Here is a 24122-nt window from a genome sequence, read left to right on the forward strand (position 1 = left end):
TCCGCCGCCTGGCGCGCGGGAGCGCGGCGTCGTCGATGCCCGCCCCTAGTATCTCCGTTCCGGAGCATGATCCGAACAGGAGGGGTGAACTGACCAGTGGAAATCTCGGCGACAGGACGCCTGGAAGTCCGAATCACCCCCGCTGACGTGGGGAAACGGGTCTCTGTACGGCGCTTGGGCGAAACTGGTGCCGGACTGGAGAAGTTCACTGACACGGTGGGTGTTCTCACATCATGGGACGGCGGCGTGCTCATGATCACACGTCGCGACGGCGAACGGGTCAGTATCCCGGAGTCCTCGCTGGTGGCGGGCAAGGTCGTGCCGGCCGCCCCGGCGCGGCGCAGGGGCCCCGCCGCCACGTACCCGGAACTCGCGCACGCCGCCGCGCGCGCGTGGCAGCCGGTGGAGAGCGAGCGGCTCGGCGAGTGGGAGCTGCGGGCGGCGGTCGGGGCGGGGCCGCGCGAAGCGCCTCGGGCCGGAGTGGCGGCCGGGCCCCGGGAGGGCTTCACCCGGCGTGCCAACAGCGTGCTGCCGCTCGGCGATCCGGGTCTTCCGCTCGACGCGGCCCTGGCGGCCGTACGACGCTGGTACGGCGAGCGTGGCCTGCCCGCCAGGGTGCAGACCGCGACCGGCGCCGAGGGCACACAGGAGCTGCTGTGCTCGGAGCTGGAGCGGCGCGGCTGGGTGCGGGAGGTGACGGCCGAGGTGTGGACCGGCGCGCTGGCGCCGGTCGCGGACCGGGCCGAGGGCGCGGGTGTGGTCCTGTCCCGGTCGGCGGACGAGGCGTGGCTCGCGCGGTACCAGCGCAAGGGGGTGAGCGAGGTGGCCCTGCGGGTGCTCTCCGGCGGCCCGTCGGTGTGGTTCGCGTCCGTGCCCGGCGCCGGGGGCGGTGAGCCGCCGGCGGCGATCGGGCGGTGTGTGGTGGACGGCCGGTGGGCCGGGTTCGCCGCGGTCGAGGTGGATCCCGGCCGGCGGCGGCAGGGGCTGGCCACGGAGGTGATGGCCGCGCTGGCCCGGCGTGCGCTGGACGAGGGCGCGTCGGCGGCCTGGCTCCAGGTCGAGACGGAGAACGAGGCGGGCCGGGCGCTCTACGCGGCGCTCGGCTTCACCCCGCACCACGCGTACCACCATTACCGGGCCCCGGAGGAGCCGGAGGCGCCCTCCGGTGCCGAGCGGCTCTAGAACCGCCGTGGAAGGGCATGAGCCTGCCATGAGTCACCCGTACCTGCCGCCCCCGTACCCGCCCCCGCCGGAGCGCTCCGCCGAGCTGCGGCGGCGGTTCGCCGCGGAGGCACGGTCCGAGCGGCCCGACCTGTCCGCGCTGTGTCTGCTGATCGGCGCGGAGGCGGACGGGGCGCTGGACGAGGCCGGCATCGATGCCGCACAGCTGGAACTGGACCGGCTGGCGGGCGAGCTGCCGTACCGGCCGGGCGGTCCGCGGGCGTGGGCGGAGGCCGTACGGCGACTGCTCGGCGCCCGCCTCGAGTTCCACGGGACGCCGGGCGACTACCAGCGGCTGGAGTCCTCGCTGCTGCACGAGGTGCTGCGGCGGCGGCGCGGGCTGCCGATCCTGCTGTCGGTGGTGTGGCTGGAGGTGGCGCGCCGGGCGGGTGCTCCGGTGTACGGGGTCGCGCTGCCGGGGCACTTCGTGGTCGGTTTCGGGGCCGCGGAGGAGCAGGTGCTGGCCGATCCGTTCGACGGGGGCCGGGTGCTGGCCGGGGCGGACGCCGAGCTGCTGGTGGCGGGGGCCACGGGTGCGCCGCTGCAGCCGTCCATGCTGGAGCCGGCGGCGCCCCTGGAGGTCGTGCAGCGCATCCTGAACAACATCCGGGCCTGGGCGGCTGCCCGGCCGGAGCGGTCGGACGTCGCTCTGCGGGCGGTGGAACTGGCGCTGCTCATCCCCTCGCACCCGGCGCGGCTGCGCTACGAGCGCGGGCAACTGCTGGTGCAGCGGGGTCAGTTCGTCGCCGGCGCCGAGGAAATGGACACGTACGCCGACCTGGTCGAAGTGGTCGACGAGTCGGTGGCCCGGAAGGTACGGCAGGAGGCGCGGACGGCACGGGCGAAGCTCAACTGAGCCGGCCGCCGGGGAGACGGTCCGGGCGCCGGGGCGGTGCGCTCGAGGATGGTTCGAGCGGCCGGGCCGGTGCACTGGGAGGCCGGTCCGGGCGGGAGGACCAGTGCGCTCAGGAGTGTGCACGGTGCCTGGGCCGGTGCGCTCGCCCTGTCCGTGTGCACGGTGCCTGGGCCGGTGCGTTCGCCCTGTCCGTGTGCGCGGTGGCTGGGCCCGTGCGCTCGCCCTGTCCGTGTGCGCGGTGCCTGGGCCCGTGCGCTCGCCCTGTCCGTGTGCGCGGGCGTACGGGCGGCACCGGCGCATGCCGCGGCGCGGGGCCCGTTCCCCCGGAAGGCGCGCCTGGTCACAGGCTCACAGCCAGCCCTTCTCGCGCGCGATCCGCACCGCCTCCGCCCTGTTGCGCACCGCCAGCTTCTGGATGGCGGTGGACAGGTAGTTGCGGACGGTGCCCTGGGAGAGGTGCAGGGTGCGGGCCAGTTCGGCGTTGGTGGAGCCGTCGGCCGCCGCGCGGAGCACCTCGCGTTCCCGCTCGGTGAGCGGGTTGGCGCCGTCGGCGAGCGCGGCGGCGGCCAGGGTGGGGTCGATGACCCGCTCACCGGCCAGTACCTTGCGGATCGCCTCGGCGAGCTGGGCGGCCGGGGCGTCCTTGACGAGGAAGGCGTCGGCGCCCGCCTCCATGGCGCTGCGCAGATAGCCGGGCCGCCCGAAGGTGGTGAGGACGACCAGCTTGACCTGCGGGAACTCCCGGTGCACCTGGGCGGCCGCCGCGATGCCGGTGCAGCCGGGCATCTCGATGTCGAGCAGGGCGACGTCCACGCCGTGCGCGCCGACGGCCGCGAGCACCTCGTCGCCGCGCGCGACCTGCGCGACGACCTCGATGTCGTCCTCCAGTCCGAGCAGGGCGGCCAGCGCCTCGCGGACCATCGACTGGTCCTCGGCCAGCAGGACTTTGATCATGCTCGTCATGCCCGGGATCCTACGTCCGCCGGTGGGCCCGCGGGGACGCGGGCGACGAGCCGGAACCCGTGCTTGAGCCGGCCCGCCTCCAGGGTGCCGCCGGCCTTCTCGAGCCGCTCGGTCAGACCGGTCAGGCCGTTGCCGGGGCCCGCGCCCGAACCGCCGGAGCCGTTGTCCTCGACGGCGAGTTCGAGCACCGCGCCGTTCAGGGTCTGGCGGCGCAGCAGCCGGACGGTACAGCGGTCCGCGCCGCTGTGCCGGACCACGTTGGTGACCGCCTCGCGCAGCGCCCAGGCGAGGGCGGACTCGGACTCCTCGGGCACATCGGCCAGGTCGGGCTCGGCGGGCAGCTCCGCGGCGACCCCGGCGGCGGTCAGGGCGACCTGGGTGCCGGCGAGTTCGGCGGCGAGCCGGGGCCGCCGGTAGCCGGTGACGGCCTCCCGGACGTCGACCAGGGCCTGGCGGCTTACCTGTTCGATGTCGGCGACCTGCTGGGCCGCCTTGTCGGGGTGGCCGGGCAGCATCCGGCCGGCCAGCTCGCTCTTCAGCGTGATCAGCGACAGCGAGTGGCCGAGCAGGTCGTGCAGGTCGCGGGCGAGGCGGAGGCGCTCCTCGTTGGCGGCGAGCTGGGCGACGGTGGCCCGGGCCTTGCGCAACTCGATGGTGGTGCGCACGAGCTGGCCGACGCCGGTCATCGCGAAGCCGATGAGGAGGACCAGCAGGAACAGGCCCCGCGCCTGCGTCTCGTCGGAGTGCATCCCGATCAGGTACATCACCACGGCGGCCGCGGGGATGGCCCAGTAGGCCGCCCGCAGCGGCAGGGTCGCCCCGAAGGCGACCGACAGGTAGACGAACAGGCCCAGCCAGGCGCTGCCGAGCGTGTAGGCCAGTACGGGGGCGAGGACAGCGAGGGTGCCGCCCAGGCCGAGCACCGCGCGCGGCGAGAACGGCCGGCCCATGTTGCGGAAGACCAGCGTCAGGTAGACCCCGACGAAGACGGCGAGGCCGAGCGAGCCGGCCACGGTCGCGGCGGTGCTGTGACCGCCGTCGGCCAGGTCCTCGACCGGCGAGCTGAGGAAGACCAGCCAGACACCGATCCACAGCGTCTTGACCAGCAGCTCGCGTCGGCTCCGGGGCGGCCAGCCCACCGGCGTGTGCGTCGGCATTCCGTACCGGTCCTCCGTCATCGCGCTCACGCCTTCAGCGTGTCCTTCCGGTACAGCCAGGCCGCGCCGCCCGCGAACACGACGAACGAGACGACGAGGACGGCGATGTCCTGGGTGTGGGGGGTCTGGCTCTGTTCGATCGCGCGCCCCAGGGAAGCGTACGCGTGGGTGGGCAGCCACTTGGCGACGTCCTGCAGCCACTGCGGGAAGGTGGTCGTCGGCATCCACAGGCCGCCCAGCATGGACAGGCCGAAGTAGATGATCATGGTGATCGGGCGCACCGCGTCCCCGCTGGCGAGGTAGCCGAGGGCGACGCCCAGCGCGGCGAAGACCAGGCTGCCGGCCCAGATCGCACCGCTCAGGGCGCACCACTGCCAGGCGTCGAGGCGTACGTCCTTCACCGCGGCGGCGACCAGGAACACGACCACGATGGACGGCAGGCTGACCACGGCCGCGCTGGCGGTCTTGGCCAGGACGTACCCGCGCCCGGGCAGGGTGGTCAGCCGCAGCTGCCGTACCCACCCGCTCTCGCGCTCCTTGGCGATGCGCTCGCTGTTGCCCATGAGGACGGCGGTCAGGGCGCCGAAGGAGGCCATGGAGACCATCATGTACGTCGGCAGGGTCAGGCCCGTGCCGTCGATCTTGGTGTGGCTGTCGGCGCCGCCCGCGATCAGCAGGAACAGTCCCGCGGGGTAGATCACGGAGAAGAACAGGAACTTGCGGTTGCGCAGGGCGCGGGTGATCTCCAGCTTGATCAGGCTGTTCACGACTGCTTGGCCTCCTCGGCCTCCGTGATGGCGACGAAGGCCTGCTCCAGACCGAGCCCGGCGACTTCGAGATTGCGGGGGTAGACGCCGAGGCCGTAGAGCGCGTGGACGGTCGCGTCGGCGTCGGACGACTGGATGCGGACGGTCTGGCCCGACACGTCGAGGGAGGTGAGGAACGGCAGGCCGCGCAGGGCGCTCTGGTCGATCTCGCCCTCCAGGTCGAAGGCGACCCGGCGGGCGCCGGCCTTGGCCTTGATCTCGGCGGCGGTGCCGTCGGCGAGGAGCCGGCCCCGGTGCAGCACCAGGACCCGGTCGGCGATGGCGTCGGCCTCTTCCAGGTAGTGGGTGGCGAAGAGGACCGTACGGCCCTGGTCGGCCTGTTCGCGCATGGTCGCCCAGAAGGCCTGGCGGGCGGAGACGTCCATGCCGGTGGTGGGTTCGTCCAGGATGATCAGGTCACTGTCGCCGGCGGTGGCGAGGGCGAACCGGACGCGCTGGGCCTGGCCGCCGGAGAGCTTGTCGACCTTGCGGTCGGCGATCTGCGCGATACCGGCGCGGGCCAGCACGTCGGCCACCGGGTACGGCCGCGGGTGCAGGGAACAGGCCAGCTTCACCAGCTCGGCCACGGTGACCCCGTCCATCAGACCGCCGCTCTGCAGCATGGCCCCGACCCGGCCGGCGACGATCGCCTCGCGCGGGGTGGTGCCGAACAGGCTCACTGTGCCGCCGTCGGCCGGCTTGAGCCCGAGGAGCAGGTCCAGCGTGGTGGACTTGCCGGCCCCGTTCGGGCCGAGGAGGGCGACGGTCTCGCCCGGGTACAGCCGGAGCGAGAGGCCGTCGACGGCCCGCACGCTCCCGTACGTCTTGGTCACCTGGTCGAACCCGACCACCGGGGTGGTGGTGGCCGGTGCCGCTGTCGTCGTCATGCGTCCATGCTGGCCGCGAGGGCCCGGGGGGCGGCAGTGCCAGGGATCCTGAGTGCCGGATGACAGATGTCATACGGATCATGTGACGGACACGCCGAGGGGCGCCCCCGGACGAGGGCGCCCCCTGTACCGGCCGGATGGCGGCCGGGCCGGCCGGCCCGGGCCGGTGCCGGCGACTAGCTCGGCTTCGTGTCGATGACTCCGATGCGCTCGGCCGTCGTCTTGCCGCGCAGGGCCTTGCGCAGCGCGGCGACGACGTCCTGCGGCAGGACGCCGCGCTTCCCGGTCGCGGTCTGGATCTGCACACCGTCGAAGGTGCTGCCGTAGGCCGCCTGGAGCGCCTTCAGGTCGTACGTGTCCACGAGCTTGCCGTCGACGGCCTTGAACTTGAGGATCTTCGGAAGCGACAGCGGGCCGAACGGAATGCTGTGCACCGCGTCGGTCTGGACCCGGGCGAGGCCGGACATCGCGGGCTTGGCGAAGTCCTTCATCATCCGGTCGACCTCGGCGTTCGACACCGTCGGCTGCTTGGTGGTGGTCGGCACGGCGACCGGGGCCGCGGCATTCGTCTCCACCATGGCGCGGTACGCCTGTTCGACCGCCTTGGTGGACGCGCCGGCGTCGACGGCCTTGCCCGCCTTGCCGTAGACGGCCACGGCCTTGCCGGACTTGATCTCGATGGTGCCTTCGGTGACCGAGCCGGAACCCGAGCCGCCGCCGGCCTGCTGGAGAGCGGCCTGCAGCTTCTCCTCGTCCACGGGCATGGCCGGCTCGACCACGCGCTTCTGCCCGAAGAGGGAACCGATGACGTGGACCGGGTTGTAGTCGCTCTTCGCGGCCTCGCTCACGGTTGCCTGGTAATCGAACTGCAGGCCCGCGTTCTCCGGCGTGAGGGCCACCGTCCTGCCGCCCACGTCCAGCTTCAGCGGCTTGTTCACCCGGCTGCCGAAGGCGTCGTCCAGTTTCCTGACGGCGTCGTCGCGGGTGCCGCCGCCGATGTCGACCCCGAGCACGGTGGTGCCCTTGGGTACGTCGGTGTGGTTCATCAGCAGGCCGGCGCCGTAGGCACCGCCCGCGACGACGACCGTGCCGACGCCGAGCAGCATCAGCTTGCTGCGGCCCTTCTTCTTCGGCTTGGCCGGCGCCTTGGGCGCGGCGGCCGGCTCGGGCTTGGGCGCCACGGGCGCCGCCGGTCCGTCGGAGTGGGTGCCGAACGGGGTGTTCCCGGCGCCCGGCACGACCGGGATGCCGCTCGTGACGGTGTGGCCGGAGACGTTGTCGGCGGCCGGGGAGCGGTAGCCGGGCGTGCCCGGTTCGGGGGCCGGCTTCTGCGGGGTGAGGATCGCGGTGTCGTCGCTGAAACCGGCGCCGGGAACGCCGCTCGGGCCGCCGGGGACGCCGTTGGGGCCGCCAGGGGTGTTGCCGGGGGTCGCGCCGGGGCGTGGGGTGCCGAAGCCGGCGCCCGCGGGGCCGTCGAAGGGCTCGCCCCCGTCCAGGCCGAGGCCGCCCGCCGGCGGGACGAGGGTGCCGTCGCCGGTGACCGGGCCGCCGGTGGGGCCTGCCGGGCCCTGCGGGCCGCCGGCGCCGCCGTGGCCGCCCCGGCCGTTGAAGCCGCTCGGGCCACCGGGCCCGCCCGCGCCGGTGCCGAAGGGGTCCTGACCGCCCGTGCCCGTGGCGAAGGGGTCCTTGCCGCCCGTGCCCGTGCCGAAGGGGTCCTGCGCACCCGCGCCGGTGCCCGTGGCGAAGGGATCGTCGGCGCCCGGGTCCGTGCCGAACGGGTCCTTGCCGTTCGCGCTGTTGTCGCCGAAGCCGTCCTGGCCGCCGTTCTCCGAGAAGTACGGCAGTTCGTCCCTGCGGGACTCTCCGGAGCCGGCGGACCCCGGGCGGGAGCCGCCGCCCAGCGGGCCGGCGGTCAGCGCCTCGGTCACGTCGAAGGAGCCGGTGCCGCCGCCGTGGCCGGGGGCGACGGGGCCGCCGGTGGCGCCGGGCAGGCCCTTGCCGTTCGTACCGCCGGGCCGGGAGCCGCCCGGCACGCTCATGGAACCGACCACGCCGCCGGGCCGTCCGCCGCCCGGGCGGGCGCCGGGACCACCGGCGGAGCCGGCTCCCGGTGCGGACGTGCGGGGGGCCGTCGTGCCGGATGAGGCTCCGCCGACCGCCGCGGAAGCGCCGGGGATCCCGGCGCCGTTCGTGCCGCCGCCCGGACCGCCCTTGGGTGCGGAGGACTTGCGGGGCGCGAACCAGTCGCTGGTCTTCTCCTCCGCCGGGGCCGCGGGCTCGGCCGGGGCCTCGACGGCGCTGGTGGGCGCCGGTTCGGCCGCGGGCTTCGGCTCGGCGGCGGGCTGCTCGTCCATGGTGGCGTCGGCGTCCGCGACGGGCTTGCGCACGACGACCGGCGGGATGGGCCGGGACCCCGGGATGTTGATCCGGATCCGGGTCGTCAGCGTCGTCTCGGTCTTCTTCTCCTCCGAACGCGCGCCCGAACGGCTCGTGTCCGTACCGTCGTCGGAAGCCATGGGGGTCCCGTACGGCGGCGTGCCGGAGGGGTATGCGGCTCCGCCGCGCCCGTTGGGCCCGGTGGACGGAGTGTCAGTTTCACGACTCAAGGCATGTTCTCCCGGTTGGCTCCGCCGCCCGTCACAACCTCACTGCGAGTGGGGTCCCCCTGCCCGAGCGATGTCGAGCGCTTGGGGGAGGCTCGGCGGCGCGCACCACCATACTGGCCGCCTCTGCCGTGTATCCCATGACCGCTGAGGAAACCCACACCCGACTCCCACGAGCGTCGCACGGAGAAGTGGTACGTCACTTGCCAAGTCGGGCGGAGCCCACCCGGGGTTGCCGTCCGACGCCGACGGTGGCGCAGATCACAGCCAGGGCCATGCCGCCGAACAGGAAGAGATAGGAACCGGCTCCGGCAGCGAACAGGAAGTCGCCCTCGGGGCGCGCGGAGATGAGCAGGATGACAGTGACGATCCAGCCGGCCACCGGGGCGACCGCCCCGCTCCGGCCGGCGGTGGCGTAGGAACCGCCGAGGAACAGCCCGGCGGCGCCCGCGAGGGCGAGCAGCAGCCCGCCCGGGAACCAGGCGGCCTGCACCAGGGTCCCGGCCAGCCCCGCGACCGCGCCGAGCACGAACAGGCCGAGGTGCGCGGCGGCCCGCCCCGCGGAGGGCGGCCGCAGCGGCTGCGCGAGCATCGAGCCCTGTCCGCCGTTGCTCGCGGGGCCTCCTCGGTTGCTCATGGCGCCTCCCGCGTTGCTCATGACGCCGCCTCGACGCCGGCGAACAGGTCGGTCTCCCCGCGCTGGCCCCGCCCGCGCACCAACTCGTAGTACTCGGTGGTGAACAGCGGCTGGGCGAGTTCGTTGGAGAGCGCGAAGTACGGCTCGGCCACCTCGATCTGGGTGGCGTGGGCACGCATCGCGGCGGCCTTGGCCGCGGCGTGCGCGGTGCCGTCGACGGCGGTCGTGATCCGCTCGTCGTCCACCACGCCGGGTACGTCGTCCACGGCCGCGCCCTTGTCGAACGGAAGTGCGGGCAGCTCGTCCTGGAGGCGGGCGAAGGCGGCTTCGGCGACGGAGCGCGGGACGCGGTTCCAGTACACCTTTTCGATGCGGTGACCCCGGTCGGCCGCCAGGTCCACGGCGCGCATGGCGACGCGGTGCGCCTGGATGTGGTCCGGGTGCCCGTAGCCGCCGTCGTCGTCGTAGGTGACGAGGACCTGCGGGCGGACCTCCAGGATCACCTCGGCGAGGTGACCGGCGGCCTCGTCCGGGTCGGCCTGCCAGAAGCAGCCGGGGTCGTCGTTGTCCGCGATGCCCATCATGCCGGAGTCGCCGTACCGGCCCGCGCCGCCCAGCAGCCGGACATCCGTGACACCCAGTGCGCGCGCGGCTTCGGCCAGCTCGCCGCGCCGGTGGGCGCCCAGCGCGGGGCCCGCCAGGTGCCGCAGCTCCGGCGGGATGACCTCGCCGCGCTCCCCGAGGGTGCAGGTGACCAGGGTCACGTGGGCACCCTCGGCCGCGTACCTGGCCATGGTCGCGCCGTTGTTGATCGACTCGTCGTCCGGGTGCGCGTGCACCAGCAGCAGACGCCGGGCTGGCAGTTCCGTCATGGGACCACCCTACGAGGCCTCGCGCCGCTCCCCGCGACGGCCGCCGTCAGAACTTGATGCTGCCGATCATGCTGGCGACGTTGGTGGTCAGCTCGCTGATCGTGGGGGCGACGGTCGAGGAGGCGAGATAGAAGCCGAGCAGGATGCAGACGACCGCGTGGCCGCCCTTCAGCCCGGACTTCTTGATCAACAGGAAGACGATGATCGCCAGCAGCACCACCGCCGAAATCGAGAGTGCCACGGCGGTTCACCTCCAAAGATCCCAGGGACGCGGGGGGTGTAGAGCAACTCCATGCAGACGCCAGCAGGTTAATACCCACACAGCGGTAGTGATCATAACTATCCGTACTCGCGCATCGCTCGGCGCACGGCCGCACAAGGGGGCGCATGGCCAATATGGTCGGGGTATGACGACCGAGGCTGACTCCTTCCCCCGTCGGCACGCCCGGACCCAGCGGTTCACGCTCGGCGCGCCGCGGGCGTTCACCGTGGCGCCCGACGGTTCACGTGTCGCGTTCCTGCGCTCCGGCTCCGGCACCGACCGGGCCAACTCCCTGTGGGTCCTGGATCTCCCGGAGGGTGCGGAGCGGCTCGCGGCCGACCCGCGCGCCCTTCTCCGGGGCGCCTCCGAAGAACTGTCGGCCGAGGAGCGGGCGCGCCGGGAGCGCAGCCGCGAGGGCGGCGCCGGCATCGTCGGGTACGCCACCGACAGCGCCCTGGAGTTGGCGGCTTTCGCCTTGTCAGGGCGGCTTTTCACGGCCGAGCTGCGGGCCGGTACGGCGCGCGAACTGCCCACTCCGGGACCGGTGATCGATCCGCGGCCCTCACCCGACGGCCGGCATGTCGCCTATGTCGCCCGGGGCGCGCTGCGGGTGGTGGGCGCCGAGGGGGAGGGCGACCGGGCGCTGGCCGAGCCGGAGTCGGCGGACGTCTCCTACGGGCTCGCGGAGTTCGTCGCGGCCGAGGAGATGTCCCGTTCGCGGGGATTCTGGTGGGCCCCGGAGTCGGACCGGCTGCTGGTGGCGCGGGTGGACGACACGCCGGTGCGGCGGTGGTGGATCGCGGATCCGGCCCACCCGGAGCGTGAGCCACTCAACATCCGGTACCCGGCGGCCGGTACGCCGAACGCGGAGGTGCGGCTGTTCGTGTGCGGCCTGGACGGGACGCGCACGGAGGTCTCCTGGGACCGCTCGCGCTACCCGTATCTGGCGCGTGTGCACTGGTCAGCAGGGGGTGCGCCGCTGCTCCTTGTGCAGGCCCGGGACCAGCGCAGCCAGCTGTTCCTGGCGGTGGATCCGGACACCGGTGCGACCCGGATGGTGCACGCCGATGAAGATCCAACTTGGCTTGAACTGTTCGCCGGAGTGCCCTGCTGGAGCCCGTCCGGGCACCTTGTCCGGATCGCGGACGAGGGTGGCGCGCGCGTGCTGGCGGTCGGCGAACGGCCTTTGACCGGGGGGCAGTTGCACATCCGTGCGGTTCTGGACGTAGGTGCGGACGACGTGCTCGTCTCCGCCTCGGCCGGCGCGGAGGCGGAGGTGCCGGAGATTGGCGAAGTCCATGTGTACCGGGTGAACGAGCTGGGCGTGGAACGGGTGTCGCAGGAACCCGGTGTGCACACGGCGGTGCGGGCGGGGAACGTGACCGTTCTCGTGTCCGCCGCGCCGGACCGGCCGGGCTCCCGGGCCCAGGTGCTGTGTGACGGAAAACCGGCGTTCACTGTCCGCTCGTACGCAGAAGATCCCGGTATGTCCCCGCGGGTCACCCTTACCGAGGGGGGCGCACGCCGAATTCCGTGCGCCGTGCTTATGCCACGGGACTACCACGGAGACACTCCCCTGCCGGTTCTCCTGGACCCCTACGGCGGCCCGCACGGCCAGCGGGTGACCGCCGCGCACAACGCCCACCTCACCTCGCAGTGGTTCGCCGACCAGGGTTTCGCCGTAGTCGTCGCCGACGGCCGGGGCACCCCGGGACGCTCGCCGGCCTGGGAGAAGGCGGTCAGGGACGACCTGGCCGCCGTGGTGCTCCAGGACCAGGTCGACGCGCTGCACGCCCTCGCCGAGCGGTTCCCGCTGGACCTGGACCGGGTGGCGATCCGGGGCTGGTCGTTCGGCGGCTACCTCGCGGCGCTGGCGGTACTGCGCCGGCCGGACGTCTTCCACGCGGCGGTGGTCGGCGCCCCCGTCACCGACCTGCGGCTGTACGACACCCACTACCAGGAGCGCTATCTGGGCGATCCCAACGAGCAGCCGGACGTCTACCGCCGCAACTCACTGATCGACGACGCCGGTGTGGTCGACGCGGCCGAGCCGCACCGCCCGATGATGATCGTCCACGGTCTGGCGGACGACAACGTGGTCGTGGCCCACTCCCTGCGGCTGTCCTCCGCCCTGCTGGCCGCGGGCCGCCCGCACGAGGTGCTGCCGCTGTCCGGCGTGACGCACATGACCCCGCAGGAGACGGTCGCGGAGAACCTGCTCCGCCTCCAGCTCGACTTCCTCCGGCGCTCGCTCCCCCAGCCGGCCGGCGGGCGTGAACTGCGTTAACGCACAGGCAACTTCACGGAAGCGGCACCGATATACGGACACGAGAGGCTGAACACCGTACGGCCGTGCGGGTGCCGTGAACGGGTCGGGGTGCGCCATGTCACCCCGGCCCGTTGCCCTTCTCCGGCGCAGGGTCGGGTGCGCCGTGCCGCCCCGGCCCGCTGCCCTTTCCCGGCACCGGCGCGGCCTCCTCCGCGAAGTGGCACGCCGACGCGTGGGCCGCGGGGCCGGACGTGCCGCGGAAGGCCTCGGGGACCGCGAGCAGCGGCACCTCCCGGGCGCAGCGCTCCTGCGCCTTCCAGCAGCGGGTGCGGAACCGGCAGCCGGACGGGACGTTCGTCGGCGAGGGCACGTCCCCGGTCAGGATGATCCGCTCGCGCCGCTCCCGGGCCCCGGGATCGGGCACCGGCACCGCGGAGAGCAGGGCCTGGGTGTAGGGGTGGGTCGGGTGGTCGTAGATCTCGGTGTCCCGCCCGGTCTCCACGATCCGGCCCAGGTACATGACCGCGACCCGGTCCGAGATGTGCCGGACGACGGACAGGTCGTGCGCGATGAAGACGTAGGAGAGGTCGAACTCCGACTGGAGCCGGTCCAGCAGGTTGATCACCTGGGCCTGGACCGAGACGTCCAGTGCGGACACCGGCTCGTCGGCGACGATGACCTCCGGGCGCAGCGCCAACCCTCGTGCGATGCCGATGCGTTGGCGCTGTCCGCCGGAGAACTGGTGCGGGTAGCGGTTGATGTACTCGGGGTTGAGTCCGACGACGTCCAGCAGTTCCCGGACCCTCCGCCGCCGGTCGCCCTTCGGGGCGGCCCCGGGGTGGATCTCGAAGGGCTCGCCGATGATGTCGCCTACCGTCATGCGGGGGTTGAGCGAGGTGTACGGGTCCTGGAAGACCATCTGGATGTTGCGGCTGACCTCCTTCCGCGCCCGGCCGCTCAAGACGGTGATGTCCTCACCCTTGTACTTGACCGCACCGGCCGTCGGCCGCTCGAGACGGACCAGCAGCTTGGCGACCGTCGACTTGCCGCAGCCGGACTCCCCGACGATGCCGAGGGTCTCCCCCTTGCCGAGCGAGAAGTCGACACCGTCGACGGCCTTGACCGCACCGACCTGTTTCCTGATCAGAACACCCCGGGTCAACGGGTAGTGCTTGACCAGTCCACACACTTCCAGGATCGGCTCAACCCCTGCGGCCATGGAGGCACTCCCTCCAGAAGTGGCAGGCACTGCCCCGCTGCTGATCGACCTCGTACAGCGGTGGTTCGTCCGTGCGGCACACGTCCTGGGCCATGGGGCAGCGCGGATTGAACGAGCACCCCGCCGGGACGGCCATGAGGCTGGGCGGCAGACCCTTGATGGCGTACAGCTCCCGGCCCTTCCGGTCCAGGCGCGGGATGGAGTCGAGCAGGCCGCGCGTGTACGGGTGCGCGGGCGCCTTGTAGATGTCGTGGACGGGGGCCGACTCGACGATCCGGCCCGCGTACATCACGGCGATCTTGTCGGCCACGTCCGCCACCACACCGAGGTCGTGGGTGATCAGGGTCAGCCCCATGCGGTACTCGCGCTGCAAATCCGCGAGCAGGTCCATGACCTGGGCCTGCACGGTGACGTCCAGGGCGGTGGTCGGCTCGTCGGCGATGACGAGCGCAGGCTCCAGGGCCAGCGCCATGGCGATCATGATGCGCTGGCGCATGCCGCCGGAGAACTGGTGGGGGTAGTCCCGCACCCGCTGAGCCGCGGCCGGGATGCGTACCCGGTCCATCAGTTCGACGGCCCTGGCCCGCGCGTCCTTCCTGGACATCCCACGGTGCACGACGAACATCTCGCCGAGCTGGTCCCCCACGGACAGCACCGGGTTGAGGGCCGACAGCGCGTCCTGGAAGATCATCGCCATCTCGGCACCCCGGATCCTCCTGCGCTCCTCCCCCTTCAGCTTCAGCAGGTCCTGCCCGCGGAACAGGATGCGCCCGCCGGTGATCCGCCCCGGCGGCACGTCCAGGATGCCCATCACGGCCTGCGCGGTGACGGACTTCCCCGACCCGGACTCGCCGAGCACGGCCAGTGTCTCCCCCGCCTCCACGCTGTAGCTGACGCCGTTGACGGCATGGGCGATCCCGTCCCGGGTGCGGAACTCCACGTGCAGGTCGCGTACCTCGAGGAGCACGGCGCCGTCACCTCAGCTTCGGGTCGAGGGCGTCGCGCACCGCGTCGCCGAGCATGATGAAGGCCAGCACGGTGACCGCCAGCGCCCCCGAGGGCCACAGCAGGGCGTGCGGGGCGTTGCGCAGGTAGGGGGAGGCGGCGGAGATGTCGATGCCCCAGGAGATGCTCGGCGGTTTGAGGCCGACTCCGAGGTAGGAGAGCGTCGCCTCCAGGGAGATGTAGGTGCCGAGCGCGATGGTCGCGACGACGATGACCGGGGCCACGGCGTTGGGCGCGATGTGCCGCAGCAGAATCCGGGCGTCGGAGGCGCCCAGGGCGCGGGCCGCCTGGACGTAGTCGTTCTGCTTGACGGTGATGACCGAGCCGCGCGCGATGCGGGAGATCTGCGGCCAGCCGAGCAGGACCATGAACCCGACGACCGGCCAGACCGTATTGGTGGTCACGACGGAGAGGAGGACGAGACCGCCGAGGACGACCGGGATGGCGAAGAAGACGTCGGTGATCCGGGACAGCACCGAGTCCCACGGGCCGCCGAACCAGCCCGCGAGGCCACCGAGCACCGACCCGGTCAGGGCCACCCCGAGCGTGGCGCACAGGCCCACCGTGACGGACGTACGGGCGCCGTAGACGGTGCGCGTGTAGACGTCGCAGCCCTGTCCGTCGTAGCCGAAGGGATGGCCGGGCTGCGCGCCGTCCTGGGCCTTGGCGAGGTCGCAGGTGAAGGGGCTGCCGGAGGTGATCGCCGAGGGCCACAGGGAGATGAAGACCAGGAAGACGATGATCAGGCCGGAGACGAGGAAGACCGGGTTGCGGCGCAGGTCCCGCCAGGCGTCGGACCACAGCGAGCGCGGTCTGTCCGCCGGGCCGGGTCCGGCCGGGCCGCCCGGCGTCCGGTCCAGCGTCACCGCCTCGCTCGCGCCGAGGTCCATCGTGCCGCCCATGCCGGTGCCGGCGATCGCGCGCTCGGGCTCGTACGGCTGTTCAGGCATAACGGATCCTCGGGTCGAGTACGGCGTACAGCAGGTCGACGAGGAGGTTGGCGACCAGGAAGACCAGGACCAGAACGGTCACGAAGCCGACCACCGTCTGGGTGTTCTGCCGCAGGATGCCCTGGTAGAGCTGGTAGCCGACGCCGTGGATGTTGAAGATCCGCTCGGTGACGATCGCGCCGCCCATCAGTGCTCCGATGTCGAAGCCGATGAACGTGACCACGGGGATCAGGGAGTTGCGCAGCAGGTGGCGGGTGATGACCCGGTGCCGGGGCAGGCCCTTGGCGACGGCCGTGCGGACGTAGTCGGACCGCTTGTTCTCGGCGATCGAGGTGCGGGTCAGCCGGGTGACGTAGGCGAGCGAGACGGAGGCGAGGACGAGTCCCGGCACGAGCAGCTCGCCGAAGCCGGCGGCCGGGGAGACGGAGGGTCTGATCCAGCCCCACTGCACACCGAGCAGCAGTTGCAGCACCAGGCCGCTGACGAAGGTGGGGACGGAGATCACCACTAGGGTGAGCAGCAGCACGGCGGTGTCGACGGGCCGGCCGCGGCGCAGGCCGGTGAGCACGCCGAGGGTGATGCCGACGACGATCTCGAACAGGATGGCCACCACGGTCAGCCGGATCGTGACGGGGAACGCCGTCGCCATCAGCTCGGTGACCGGCTGGCCGTTGAACGCCGTGCCGAAGTCTCCGGTGAAGACGTTCCCCATGTATGTGAGGTACTGCTGCCACAGCGGCCGGTCCAGGCCGAACTCCCGCCTGAGCTGGGCGGCGGTCGCCGGATCGCACTGTCGTTCGCCGCACAGGCCCGCGACGGGGTCGCCCATCACGTTCACCATGAGGAAGATCAGCAGCGTGGAGCCGATGAACACCGGGACCATCTGGAGCAGCCGCCGCAGGACATAGCGCCCCATGACGGCTCAGCTGACCTTGATCTCGTTGTAGACCGGGACGCTGAAGGGGTTGAGCGCCACGTCGGAGAGCCGCTGCGAGTAGCCGGCGCTGCCGTTCTGGTACCAGAGCGGGATGGCGGCCATGTTGTCCCGGACCACCTCCTCGGCCTTCTGGAAGGTGGCGACCGCCTTCGGGGGGTCGGTCTGTGCGTTGGCCCGGTCGACGAGCCGGTCGAAGGTCCCGTTCGACCACTTGCCGTCGTTGGAGGAGGCGTCGGTGTAGTAGAGCGGCTGCAGGAAGTTCTGGATCAGGGGGTAGTCCATCTGCCAGCCCGCACGGAACGGCCCGTTCATCTTGTGCTGCCCGATCCGGTTCCGGAAGTCGGCGAAGGTGCCCACCGGGTTGCCGACGCAGGCCTTGCTGTCGCCGAGGGCGTTGTTGATGGAGTTGCACACGGCGTCCACCCACTCCTTGTGCGAGCCCGAGTCCGCGTTGTACGAGATCGTGAACCGGCCGCCGGGGAGCCCGCCGCCCTCCTCGATCAGCCGCTTCGCCCGGGCGGGGTCGTAGTCGCAGGCACTTCCGCACAGGCCCGCCCGGTAGCCGCCGGCGGTGCCGAGGACGGGCGAGGTCCAGTCGGTGGCCGGGGTGCGGGTCTGCCGGAAGATTTTGTCGGTGATCTGCCTGCGGTCGATCGCCATGGACAGCCCGGTGCGGACCTTCTCCGCACCCGGTCTGTTCCAGGCCTTGTCGTAGTAGGGGAACGCCAGGGTCTGGATGATGCCGGCCGGGGTGTTGATGTAGCGGTCCTCCAGGTCGGTCCGCACGTTCTTCAGCTGCGCGGCGGGCACGTCGTCGACCAGGTCGAGGTTGCCGGACATGAGATCGGTGTAGGCGGTGTTGTAGTCCGTGTAGACCACGAGCATCACGCCGCCGTTGCGGGCCCTGTCGGGTCCGGGGTAGCCGTCCCACTTCTTCAGGGACATCTGAGCGCCCCTGGTGTAGGAGCCGATGGTGTAGGGGCCGTTGCCGACCGGTCGCTTCAGCCAGGCCGCGTGGTCGGTGAAGAAGGCGCGGGGCAGCGGGACGAAGGCGTTGTAGCCGAGGGTGGCGGGGAAGCTCGAGAAGGTCTGGTTGAGCCGGACGGTGAAGGTGCGGGCGTCGATCACCCTGAGTCCCGAGAGGGTGTCGGCGCTCTGCCGGCCACTGCTGGGGTGGATCTTGTCGAAGCCGTCGATGTAGCCGAAGAAGTAGGCGTTCTTCTGGTTGTTGCGCAGGCTCGCCCCGTAGTTCCAGGCGTCCACGAAGGACCGGGCGGTCACTTCCTCGCCGTTGGAGAAGGTCCAGCCGGGCTTGAGGCGGATGGTGAAGTTCCGGGAGTCCCGGGTCTCGATGGACTCGGCCACCATGTTCTCGGCCCTGCCGGTCTTCGCGTTGTACCTCTTCAGGCCCCGGAAGACCATGTCGAGCACCTTGCCGCCCTGCACCTCGTTGGTGTTGGCCGGCTCCAGCGGGTTCTGCGGGTCGGTCCAGGAGGCGCTGAACACCGCGCCGCCGTACGCGCCGCTGCCCGGACCGCCGCCGCAACCGGTGGCTGCCAGCCCCATCGCCAACGCGCAGGCGGCCCCTCGGGCGGGCGCGATGCGGCGCATGGGCATGCCTCCTCGTGACCGCGACCTCAATACCGGGCGAATACCGGTCATACTTCACATATCACAGGGCCGCCGTCCGATTGACCGGCCTTTAAGCGGACACGTCACCCGAATGCAGGCACCCTCCGCCCGCCGCCCTGATGATCTTGAGCGTGAAGCGCAATAGATCTTCATGCAACGATGCCGAAACGTTGGATTGCGACGTTCCGATGTACGCATTTCGACACTCCACCGTCCGCATATCGAACTTCTTGCCCGTTTAGTCCGATTGGTCCGATGTGAAGCACGGATTGATTACAGCGCGCTACCCGCGTAGCTACGGAATGATCAAGTACGGGCAAAGAAGGTAAAGAGAAACCCAAGCCGACCGAGAATTTATTGACCTTGAATGAATTGCGTTGAAAAAGTCCGGCGTAGCCCGTAGGGGAGCGCCCTGCGGAGTCATCAGACCCTCCCTTGGGCCAGGAGCACCATGACCCCCCCAACTCCATCTGCGGCTGCCCCGCTTGAGGTGACCGACGAGACCGTGACGAAGTCGACCACTTCGGACGGTTCGAAGGCCAGCGAAGGCCGCTCTCCGGGACAGCTTGCCTGGAAGCGCTTCAAGCGTGACAAGACGGGCGTCATATCCGCGTACGTCGTGATCTTCTTCTTCGTGGTAGCGATCGCGGCACCGCTGATAGCGAAGCTGTACGGCAAGGACCCGTACACCACCTACGTATCCGAGCGCCCCGAGCTGTTCAACGCCTTCTCGTACCCTGCGGGACCCAACGGTGGCATGAGCGGCGAGTTCTGGTTCGGCATCGAGCCCCAGCTCGGCCGGGACGTCTTCACGTTCCTGCTGTACGGCATCCGCAACTCGCTGGGCATCGCCACCGCCGCCACCCTGCTCACCGTGATCCTCGGTGTGGTGATCGGCGTCACGGCGGGCTACCTCGGCGGCAAGACGGACTACCTCGTCGGCCGGATCATCGACATCCTGCTGTCGTTCCCGTCCACGCTGTTCTTCATCGCCTTCATGCCGGTCGTCTACGGCCTGTTCATTGCCGATGACGAGAACATCCCGACGTCCCTGCGGGCCGTCGCCCTCATTCTGGTCCTCGCCTTCTTCGGTTGGGCTTCCATCGCCCGCCTGCTCCGCGGACAGGTACTGGCGCTGCGCGAGCGGGAGTTCGTCGAGGCGGCGAAGGTGACCGGTGCGTCGCCGATGCGCATCGTGTTCAAGGAGCTGCTGCCCAACCTGTGGACGCCGATCCTCATCCAGGGCACCCTGATGCTGCCCGCTTATGTGACGGCCGAGGCAGGCCTGGCCTTCCTGGGCGTCGGCATGATCGACCCGACCCCCGACTGGGGCGTCATGATCGGCCGCGGAGCCCAGTTCTACTCCGAGGACCTCACCTTCATGCTCTTCGCGGGCCTGTCCATGGTGATCTTCGTCCTCGCCTTCAACCTCCTCGGCGACTCGGTGCGCGACGCGCTCGACCCGAAGTCCAAGCGGTAGTCCACGTTCCACCCCCGGCCCGGTTCGACGTCGACCGGCTGGTCCCGTCTGTTCCGATCGACACAAGGCAGGCTCAGCATGTCCTTTTCCCGTAGAAACTTCCTGATCGCCACCGGTGTGGCGGCGGCCTCGACCACCGTGCTGAGCGCCTGCAGCAGCGGCAGTGACAGCAAGGGCTCCGACAACGTCCCCTCGGTCAGCGGCAGCAAGAAGACCAAGATCGACGTCGGCACCAAGGCCGACTCGACCGGTCCGGCGGCCGAGGTTCCGGGCGCCACCAAGGGCGGGACCATCTACTCGCTCGACCAGTTCGACATGGACCACCTGGACCCGGCGCAGATCTACTCCTCGACCGAGGCTGCCATCACGGTCCCGATCCTGCGCGGTATGACCGGCTACAAGCTCGACGACAAGGGCGGCGCCGTCCTCGTCGGTGACCTCGCCACCGACGCCGGCACCATGAAGGACGGCGGCAAGACCTGGTCCTTCACCCTCAAGGACGGTCTGAAGTGGGAGGACGGCAAGGACGTCACCATGGACGACGTCCGCCACACCTTCGAGCGCCTCTTCGCCGACTTCGTCACCGAGGGCCCGCGCCACGTCCAGAACTTCCTGGAGGGCACGAAGGGCTACAAGGGCCCCTACGGCGGCAAGCACCTCGACTCCATCGAGATCTCCGGCAAGACCGTCACCTTCCGCCTGAACCAGCCGCGCGGTGACTTCAACTACACGCTCGCCATGCGTGGCTACGCCCTGGTGTCGAAGAAGCACGACACCAAGGAGAAGTACGACAAGCGTCCGTTCTCCTGCGCCCCGTACAAGATCGACAGCCGTCAGCCCGGCAAGTCGATGACCTACGTGCGCAACGAGCACTGGGACCCGAAGACGGACTCGATCCGCAACGCCTACCCGGACAAGTACGTCTTCCAGTTCGGCTTCCAGAACCTGGCGTCCACCGACCGTTACATCTCGGACCGTGGCAACGACCAGTACACGATGTCGATCTTCAACGAGGTCGCCCCCGAGCGCGTCGCCCAGGTGCTCACCAACCCGAAGCTGAAGGCGCGCGTCCTCACCGAGGTCGACACGGTCACCTACTACTGGCCGATCAACACGACCCGGATCAAGGACCCCAAGGTCCGTCAGGCCATCAACTACGCCTGGCCGCAGCAGCAGCTGCAGACCATCCGCGGCGGCAAGTCCACCAGCGAGGTGGCCACCACCATCCTCAGCCCGGTGACCCCCGGTTACCAGAAGTTCGACCTGTACGGCAAGACCACCAAGCCGAACGGCGACCCGGTCAAGGCCAAGGCCCTGCTGAAGGAGGCCGGCAAGGTCGGCCAGAAGCTGGTCATCGCCTACCAGCAGTCGGACAACTCGGTGAAGCAGGCCGTCGCGATCAAGAACGCGCTCGAGGCCGCCGGCTTCGAGGTCGTCAACAAGCAGGTCGACAAGTCGACCTTCTACACCCAGATCAGCAAGCTCGACAACGGCTACGACATGTTCGCGGCCGGCTGGAGCCCGGACTGGCCCGCCGGTTACTCGGTGTTCTACCCGTGCTGGCACGGCAGCCAGATCGTCGACGGCGGTCAGAACTGGTCGCAGCTCAACGACACCGGCGTCAACAAGGCCATCGACGCGGCCTCGAAGATGACCGACCAGGAGCAGGCCAACAAGGCCTGGGGCGACATCGACCGCCAGATCATGGAGCTGGGCGCCTGCGTCCCGGACTACCACTCGATCCGCAACTGGATGTACGGATCCAAGGTCGGCAACGTCATCTACGACGCCGGCAACACCTGCGTCGCGCTCTGCAAGCTGTACGCCAAGAAGTAAGCGCTCGACCCCTCGGGGGCGGTCATGACCTGGCCGCCCCCTCCGGCCCACCCCTCACACCGGCGACGGCGCCCCGTCCGGAAAGTCACGCCCCATGTTCCGCTTCCTTGTCCGCCGAACCCTCGGCGCGCTGGTCATCATGCTGATCATCAGTGCCGTCACATTCTGGCTCTTCTATGCCATCCCGCGTGACCCCGCCATGATGTCCTGCGGCAAGAACTGCACCAAGCCCATGCTCGAACAGGTGCGGCACAACCTGGGCATCGACCACCCGCTCCCCGTCCAGTACTGGGAGTGGCTCAAGGGCATCTTCGTCGGGCGGGACTACCCGGGCTTCGGGCACTGCAACGCGCCGTGCCTCGGCTACTCCTTCGCCAACCGCGAGCCCGTCCTCGGCACCATCCTGGACCGGCTCCCGCTCACCCTGTCGCTCGCCTTCGGCTCCGCCGTCGTCTTCATCACCGGTGGTGTGGGCGCGGGCATGATCGCCGCCGTCAAGCAGGGCAAGTGGCAGGACAAGGCGGCCAGCTCCGCCTCGCTCGTCGCCTCCTCGATGCAGATCTACTTCGTCGGCTACATCGCGATGTACTTCCTCGTCGGGAAGTTCGACATCCTCGACAACCCGTCGTACACGCCGATCACCGAGAACCCGGGCGCCTGGTTCTCCGGCCTGCTGCTGCCCTGGCTGGTGCTGGCCCTGATCTGGACCGCCAACTACACCCGTATGACACGCTCCCAGCTGGTCGAGACGCTCAGCGAGGACTACGTCCGCACCGCCCGGGCCAAGGGCCTGTCCCGCCGCAACGTCTTCTTCCGGTTCGCCTGGCGCGGCGCGATGGGACCGATCGTCACCATCTTCGGCATCGACCTCGCCACCCTCATCGGTGGCGCGATCATCACCGAGACCGTCTTCAGCCTCCAGGGCGTGGGCCGGCTCGCCGTCGACTCCGTGGACAAGAGCGACCTGCCCATGCTGCTCGGCGTGACCGTGCTGTCGGCCGGCGCGATCGTGATCATCAACATCGTCGTCGACGCCATCTACGCCGCCATCGACCCGCGGATCCGGCTCGCCTGACCTCCGCCCCGCCGCCCCCTTCCCACCCGCCCCACCCGGCGACCTCGCATCACCCCCCAGGAGCGTCCCCGTGACGAGCACCGATCAGCAGCCGTTCCTCTCCATCAGGGACCTCAAGGTCCACTTCTCCACCGAGGACGGCATCGTCAAGGCCGTCGACGGGCTCAGCTTCGACCTCGCCAAGGGCCAGACCCTCGGCATCGTCGGCGAGTCGGGCTCCGGCAAGTCCGTCACCAACCTGACGATCCTGGGCCTCCACGACCGCGACCGCACCGCGATCGAGGGCGAGATCCTGCTGGACGGCGAGGAGCTGCTCACCGCTTCCGAGAAGGAGCTGGAGCGGCTGCGCGGCAACAAGATGTCCATGATCTTCCAGGACGCGCTGGCCTCGCTGTCGCCGTACCACACCATCGGTACACAGATCGGCGAGACCTACCGCAAGCACACGGGCTGCTCCAAGTCGGAGGCCCGCAAGCGGGCGATCGAGATGCTGCGCCGGGTCGGCATCCCGCAGCCGGACATGCGGGTGGACGACTACCCGCACCAGTTCTCGGGCGGTATGCGCCAGCGCGCGATGATCGCCATGGCGCTGGTCTGCGACCCGGAGCTGCTGATCGCCGACGAGCCGACCACCGCGCTCGACGTGACGGTCCAGGCCCAGATCATGGACCTGCTGAAGGACCTCCAGCAGGAGTTCGGCACCGCGATCATCTTCATCACCCACGACCTCGGCGTCATCGCCGACATCGCCGACGACGTGCTGGTGATGTACGGCGGCCGGTGCGTGGAGCGCGGTACCAAGGCGGAGGTGCTGCGCGACCCGCAGCACCCATACACGCTGGGCCTGCTGGGCTCGATGCCGAGCCTGCACGGGCCGGTGGACGTGCCGCTGACGCCGATCCCCGGTTCGCCGCCCTCGCTGCTCAACCCGCCGTCGGGCTGCCGTTTCCACCCGCGCTGCGCCTTCGCCGAGAAGGTCGCCGGCGGGCTGTGCTCCGGGGAGCGCCCGGTGCTCGAGGTGACCGACGGCCGCGGCTCGGCCTGCCACCTCACGGGGGAACAGAAGCAGGAACTCTTCGCCGACTTCGCCGGATCCCGGCACCACTGACGGACACGAGACGGGACTTCACGACCATGAGCAACACCAACCCCCTCCTGGACGTCTCCGGACTGACGAAGCACTTCCCGATCAAGGGCGGCTTCCCTATCCGCCGGACGGTCGGCGCGGTGCAGGCCGTCGACGGCCTGGACTTCCAGGTGGCCGAGGGCGAGAGCCTGGGCCTCGTCGGCGAGTCGGGCTGCGGCAAGTCGACCACTGGCCGGCTGATCACGCGCCTGCTGGAGCCCACGAGCGGCAAGATCACGTACCGCGGCCAGGACATCACGCACGCCGGCCGTAAGGGGCTCGCGCCGATCCGGTCCGAGATCCAGATGATCTTCCAGGACCCGTACGCC

The 24122-nt window shown here is 70.7% G+C and carries 21 protein-coding genes; 8 read left to right on the forward strand and 13 right to left on the reverse strand.

Translation table 11 applies throughout. The annotated features are described in order from the left end of the window. The first annotated feature begins 96 nt into the window (after positions 1-96). Both JK359_RS26900 and JK359_RS26905 read left to right on the forward strand, forming a co-directional pair. Positions 97-1182: a GNAT family N-acetyltransferase gene (locus JK359_RS26900; RefSeq protein ID WP_201840770.1), complete on the forward strand. Its 1086-nt coding sequence runs from the start codon at positions 97-99 to the stop codon at positions 1180-1182. 28 nt (positions 1183-1210) lie between these two features. Further along, positions 1211-2077: a transglutaminase family protein gene (locus tag JK359_RS26905; RefSeq protein ID WP_201840772.1), complete on the forward strand. Its 867-nt coding sequence runs from the start codon at positions 1211-1213 to the stop codon at positions 2075-2077. A 348-nt stretch (positions 2078-2425) separates the two neighbouring features. Here JK359_RS26905 and JK359_RS26910 read toward each other — a convergent pair whose 3' ends face one another. The 8 genes from JK359_RS26910 to JK359_RS26945 all read right to left on the reverse strand — a co-directional run bounded on the left by JK359_RS26910 (position 2426) and on the right by JK359_RS26945 (position 10243). After that, a complete protein-coding gene (locus tag JK359_RS26910; protein WP_201840774.1) occupies positions 2426-3040 on the reverse strand; it encodes a response regulator transcription factor in 615 nt (204 codons plus the stop codon). Continuing rightward, positions 3037-4227: a sensor histidine kinase gene (locus tag JK359_RS26915; protein ID WP_372445489.1), complete on the reverse strand. Its 1191-nt coding sequence runs from the start codon at positions 4225-4227 to the stop codon at positions 3037-3039. The genes JK359_RS26910 and JK359_RS26915 overlap by 4 nt, the downstream gene beginning before the upstream one ends. Continuing rightward, on the reverse strand, positions 4224-4964 hold the full coding sequence (locus JK359_RS26920; protein ID WP_201840776.1) for an ABC transporter permease: 741 nt from the start codon (positions 4962-4964) through the stop codon (positions 4224-4226). Before JK359_RS26920 ends, JK359_RS26915 begins: the two co-directional genes overlap by 4 nt. Next, complete coding sequence (locus JK359_RS26925) at positions 4961-5890, reverse strand: ABC transporter ATP-binding protein (RefSeq protein ID WP_201840778.1); 930 nt, start codon at positions 5888-5890, stop codon at positions 4961-4963. The genes JK359_RS26920 and JK359_RS26925 overlap by 4 nt, the downstream gene beginning before the upstream one ends. 176 nt (positions 5891-6066) lie before the next feature. After that, positions 6067-8496, reverse strand: coding sequence for a hypothetical protein (locus JK359_RS26930; protein ID WP_201840780.1), 2430 nt, complete (start codon positions 8494-8496; stop codon positions 6067-6069). Positions 8497-8692: 196 nt separating this feature from the next. Next, positions 8693-9130, reverse strand: coding sequence for a DUF6113 family protein (locus JK359_RS26935; RefSeq protein WP_201840782.1), 438 nt, complete (start codon positions 9128-9130; stop codon positions 8693-8695). A gap of 17 nt (positions 9131-9147) precedes the next feature. Continuing rightward, positions 9148-10002: an N-acetyl-1-D-myo-inositol-2-amino-2-deoxy-alpha-D-glucopyranoside deacetylase gene (gene mshB / locus JK359_RS26940; protein WP_201840785.1), complete on the reverse strand. Its 855-nt coding sequence runs from the start codon at positions 10000-10002 to the stop codon at positions 9148-9150. 46 nt (positions 10003-10048) lie between these two features. Further along, positions 10049-10243: a hypothetical protein gene (locus JK359_RS26945; protein WP_030649813.1), complete on the reverse strand. Its 195-nt coding sequence runs from the start codon at positions 10241-10243 to the stop codon at positions 10049-10051. Between the two features lie 166 nt (positions 10244-10409). Here JK359_RS26945 and JK359_RS26950 point away from each other — a divergent pair, with 166 nt between their 5' ends. After that, complete coding sequence (locus JK359_RS26950; RefSeq protein ID WP_201840788.1) at positions 10410-12551, forward strand: S9 family peptidase; 2142 nt, start codon at positions 10410-10412, stop codon at positions 12549-12551. 100 nt (positions 12552-12651) lie between these two features. On the opposite strand, the gene JK359_RS26955 is transcribed toward JK359_RS26950, so the two are convergent. Genes JK359_RS26955 through JK359_RS26975 form a run of 5 tightly spaced genes read right to left on the reverse strand, consistent with a single transcriptional unit; the run spans position 12652 to position 18255 of the window. Continuing rightward, a complete protein-coding gene (locus tag JK359_RS26955) occupies positions 12652-13752 on the reverse strand; it encodes an ABC transporter ATP-binding protein (RefSeq protein WP_201840792.1) in 1101 nt (366 codons plus the stop codon). Beyond that, a complete protein-coding gene (locus tag JK359_RS26960) occupies positions 13736-14719 on the reverse strand; it encodes an ABC transporter ATP-binding protein (protein ID WP_201840795.1) in 984 nt (327 codons plus the stop codon). The genes JK359_RS26955 and JK359_RS26960 overlap by 17 nt, the downstream gene beginning before the upstream one ends. Positions 14720-14726: 7 nt before the next feature. Further along, positions 14727-15707, reverse strand: coding sequence for an ABC transporter permease (locus JK359_RS26965; protein ID WP_201840798.1), 981 nt, complete (start codon positions 15705-15707; stop codon positions 14727-14729). Further along, positions 15700-16623 (reverse strand): ABC transporter permease, encoded by a 924-nt coding sequence (locus JK359_RS26970; RefSeq protein WP_201840801.1) that lies wholly within the window; start codon positions 16621-16623, stop codon positions 15700-15702. The genes JK359_RS26965 and JK359_RS26970 overlap by 8 nt, the downstream gene beginning before the upstream one ends. 6 nt (positions 16624-16629) lie before the next feature. Further along, a complete protein-coding gene (locus JK359_RS26975) occupies positions 16630-18255 on the reverse strand; it encodes a peptide ABC transporter substrate-binding protein (RefSeq protein WP_201840804.1) in 1626 nt (541 codons plus the stop codon). A 511-nt stretch (positions 18256-18766) separates the two neighbouring features. Here JK359_RS26975 and JK359_RS26980 point away from each other — a divergent pair. The 5 genes from JK359_RS26980 to JK359_RS27000 all read left to right on the forward strand — a co-directional run. Further along, positions 18767-19756, forward strand: a complete 990-nt coding sequence (locus JK359_RS26980) for an ABC transporter permease (RefSeq protein WP_307788294.1) — start codon at positions 18767-18769, stop codon at positions 19754-19756. A gap of 78 nt (positions 19757-19834) precedes the next feature. Further along, positions 19835-21592: an ABC transporter substrate-binding protein gene (locus JK359_RS26985; protein WP_201840809.1), complete on the forward strand. Its 1758-nt coding sequence runs from the start codon at positions 19835-19837 to the stop codon at positions 21590-21592. 94 nt (positions 21593-21686) lie between these two features. Further along, positions 21687-22667 (forward strand): ABC transporter permease, encoded by a 981-nt coding sequence (locus JK359_RS26990; protein ID WP_201840812.1) that lies wholly within the window; start codon positions 21687-21689, stop codon positions 22665-22667. 70 nt (positions 22668-22737) lie between these two features. Further along, complete coding sequence (locus JK359_RS26995) at positions 22738-23775, forward strand: ABC transporter ATP-binding protein (RefSeq protein WP_201840815.1); 1038 nt, start codon at positions 22738-22740, stop codon at positions 23773-23775. Between the two features lie 26 nt (positions 23776-23801). Further along, positions 23802-24122, forward strand: a 321-nt coding sequence (locus tag JK359_RS27000) for an ATP-binding cassette domain-containing protein (RefSeq protein WP_201840818.1), incomplete at its 3' end; no start/stop codon positions are given.

Origin of the sequence: Streptomyces actinomycinicus (genome assembly GCF_016741775.1) — a bacterium.
Taxonomy (GTDB): Bacteria; Actinomycetota; Actinomycetes; order Streptomycetales; family Streptomycetaceae; genus Streptomyces; species Streptomyces actinomycinicus.

What these genes read in the sequence shown, in the direction of transcription:
- JK359_RS26905 (WP_201840772.1), top strand. Translation starts at nt 1,211, where the DNA reads ATGAGTCACCCGTACCTGCCGCCCCCGTACCCGCCCCCGCCGGAGCGC.
- JK359_RS26910 (WP_201840774.1), bottom strand. Translation starts at nt 3,040, where the DNA reads ATGACGAGCATGATCAAAGTCCTGCTGGCCGAGGACCAGTCGATGGTC.
- JK359_RS26925 (WP_201840778.1), bottom strand. Translation starts at nt 5,890, where the DNA reads ATGACGACGACAGCGGCACCGGCCACCACCACCCCGGTGGTCGGGTTC.
- JK359_RS26935 (WP_201840782.1), bottom strand. Translation starts at nt 9,130, where the DNA reads ATGAGCAACCGAGGAGGCCCCGCGAGCAACGGCGGACAGGGCTCGATG.
- mshB (WP_201840785.1), bottom strand. Translation starts at nt 10,002, where the DNA reads ATGACGGAACTGCCAGCCCGGCGTCTGCTGCTGGTGCACGCGCACCCG.
- JK359_RS26950 (WP_201840788.1), top strand. Translation starts at nt 10,410, where the DNA reads ATGACGACCGAGGCTGACTCCTTCCCCCGTCGGCACGCCCGGACCCAG.
- JK359_RS26955 (WP_201840792.1), bottom strand. Translation starts at nt 13,752, where the DNA reads ATGGCCGCAGGGGTTGAGCCGATCCTGGAAGTGTGTGGACTGGTCAAG.
- JK359_RS26965 (WP_201840798.1), bottom strand. Translation starts at nt 15,707, where the DNA reads ATGCCTGAACAGCCGTACGAGCCCGAGCGCGCGATCGCCGGCACCGGC.
- JK359_RS26970 (WP_201840801.1), bottom strand. Translation starts at nt 16,623, where the DNA reads ATGGGGCGCTATGTCCTGCGGCGGCTGCTCCAGATGGTCCCGGTGTTC.
- JK359_RS26975 (WP_201840804.1), bottom strand. Translation starts at nt 18,255, where the DNA reads ATGCGCCGCATCGCGCCCGCCCGAGGGGCCGCCTGCGCGTTGGCGATG.
- JK359_RS26985 (WP_201840809.1), top strand. Translation starts at nt 19,835, where the DNA reads ATGTCCTTTTCCCGTAGAAACTTCCTGATCGCCACCGGTGTGGCGGCG.
- JK359_RS26990 (WP_201840812.1), top strand. Translation starts at nt 21,687, where the DNA reads ATGTTCCGCTTCCTTGTCCGCCGAACCCTCGGCGCGCTGGTCATCATG.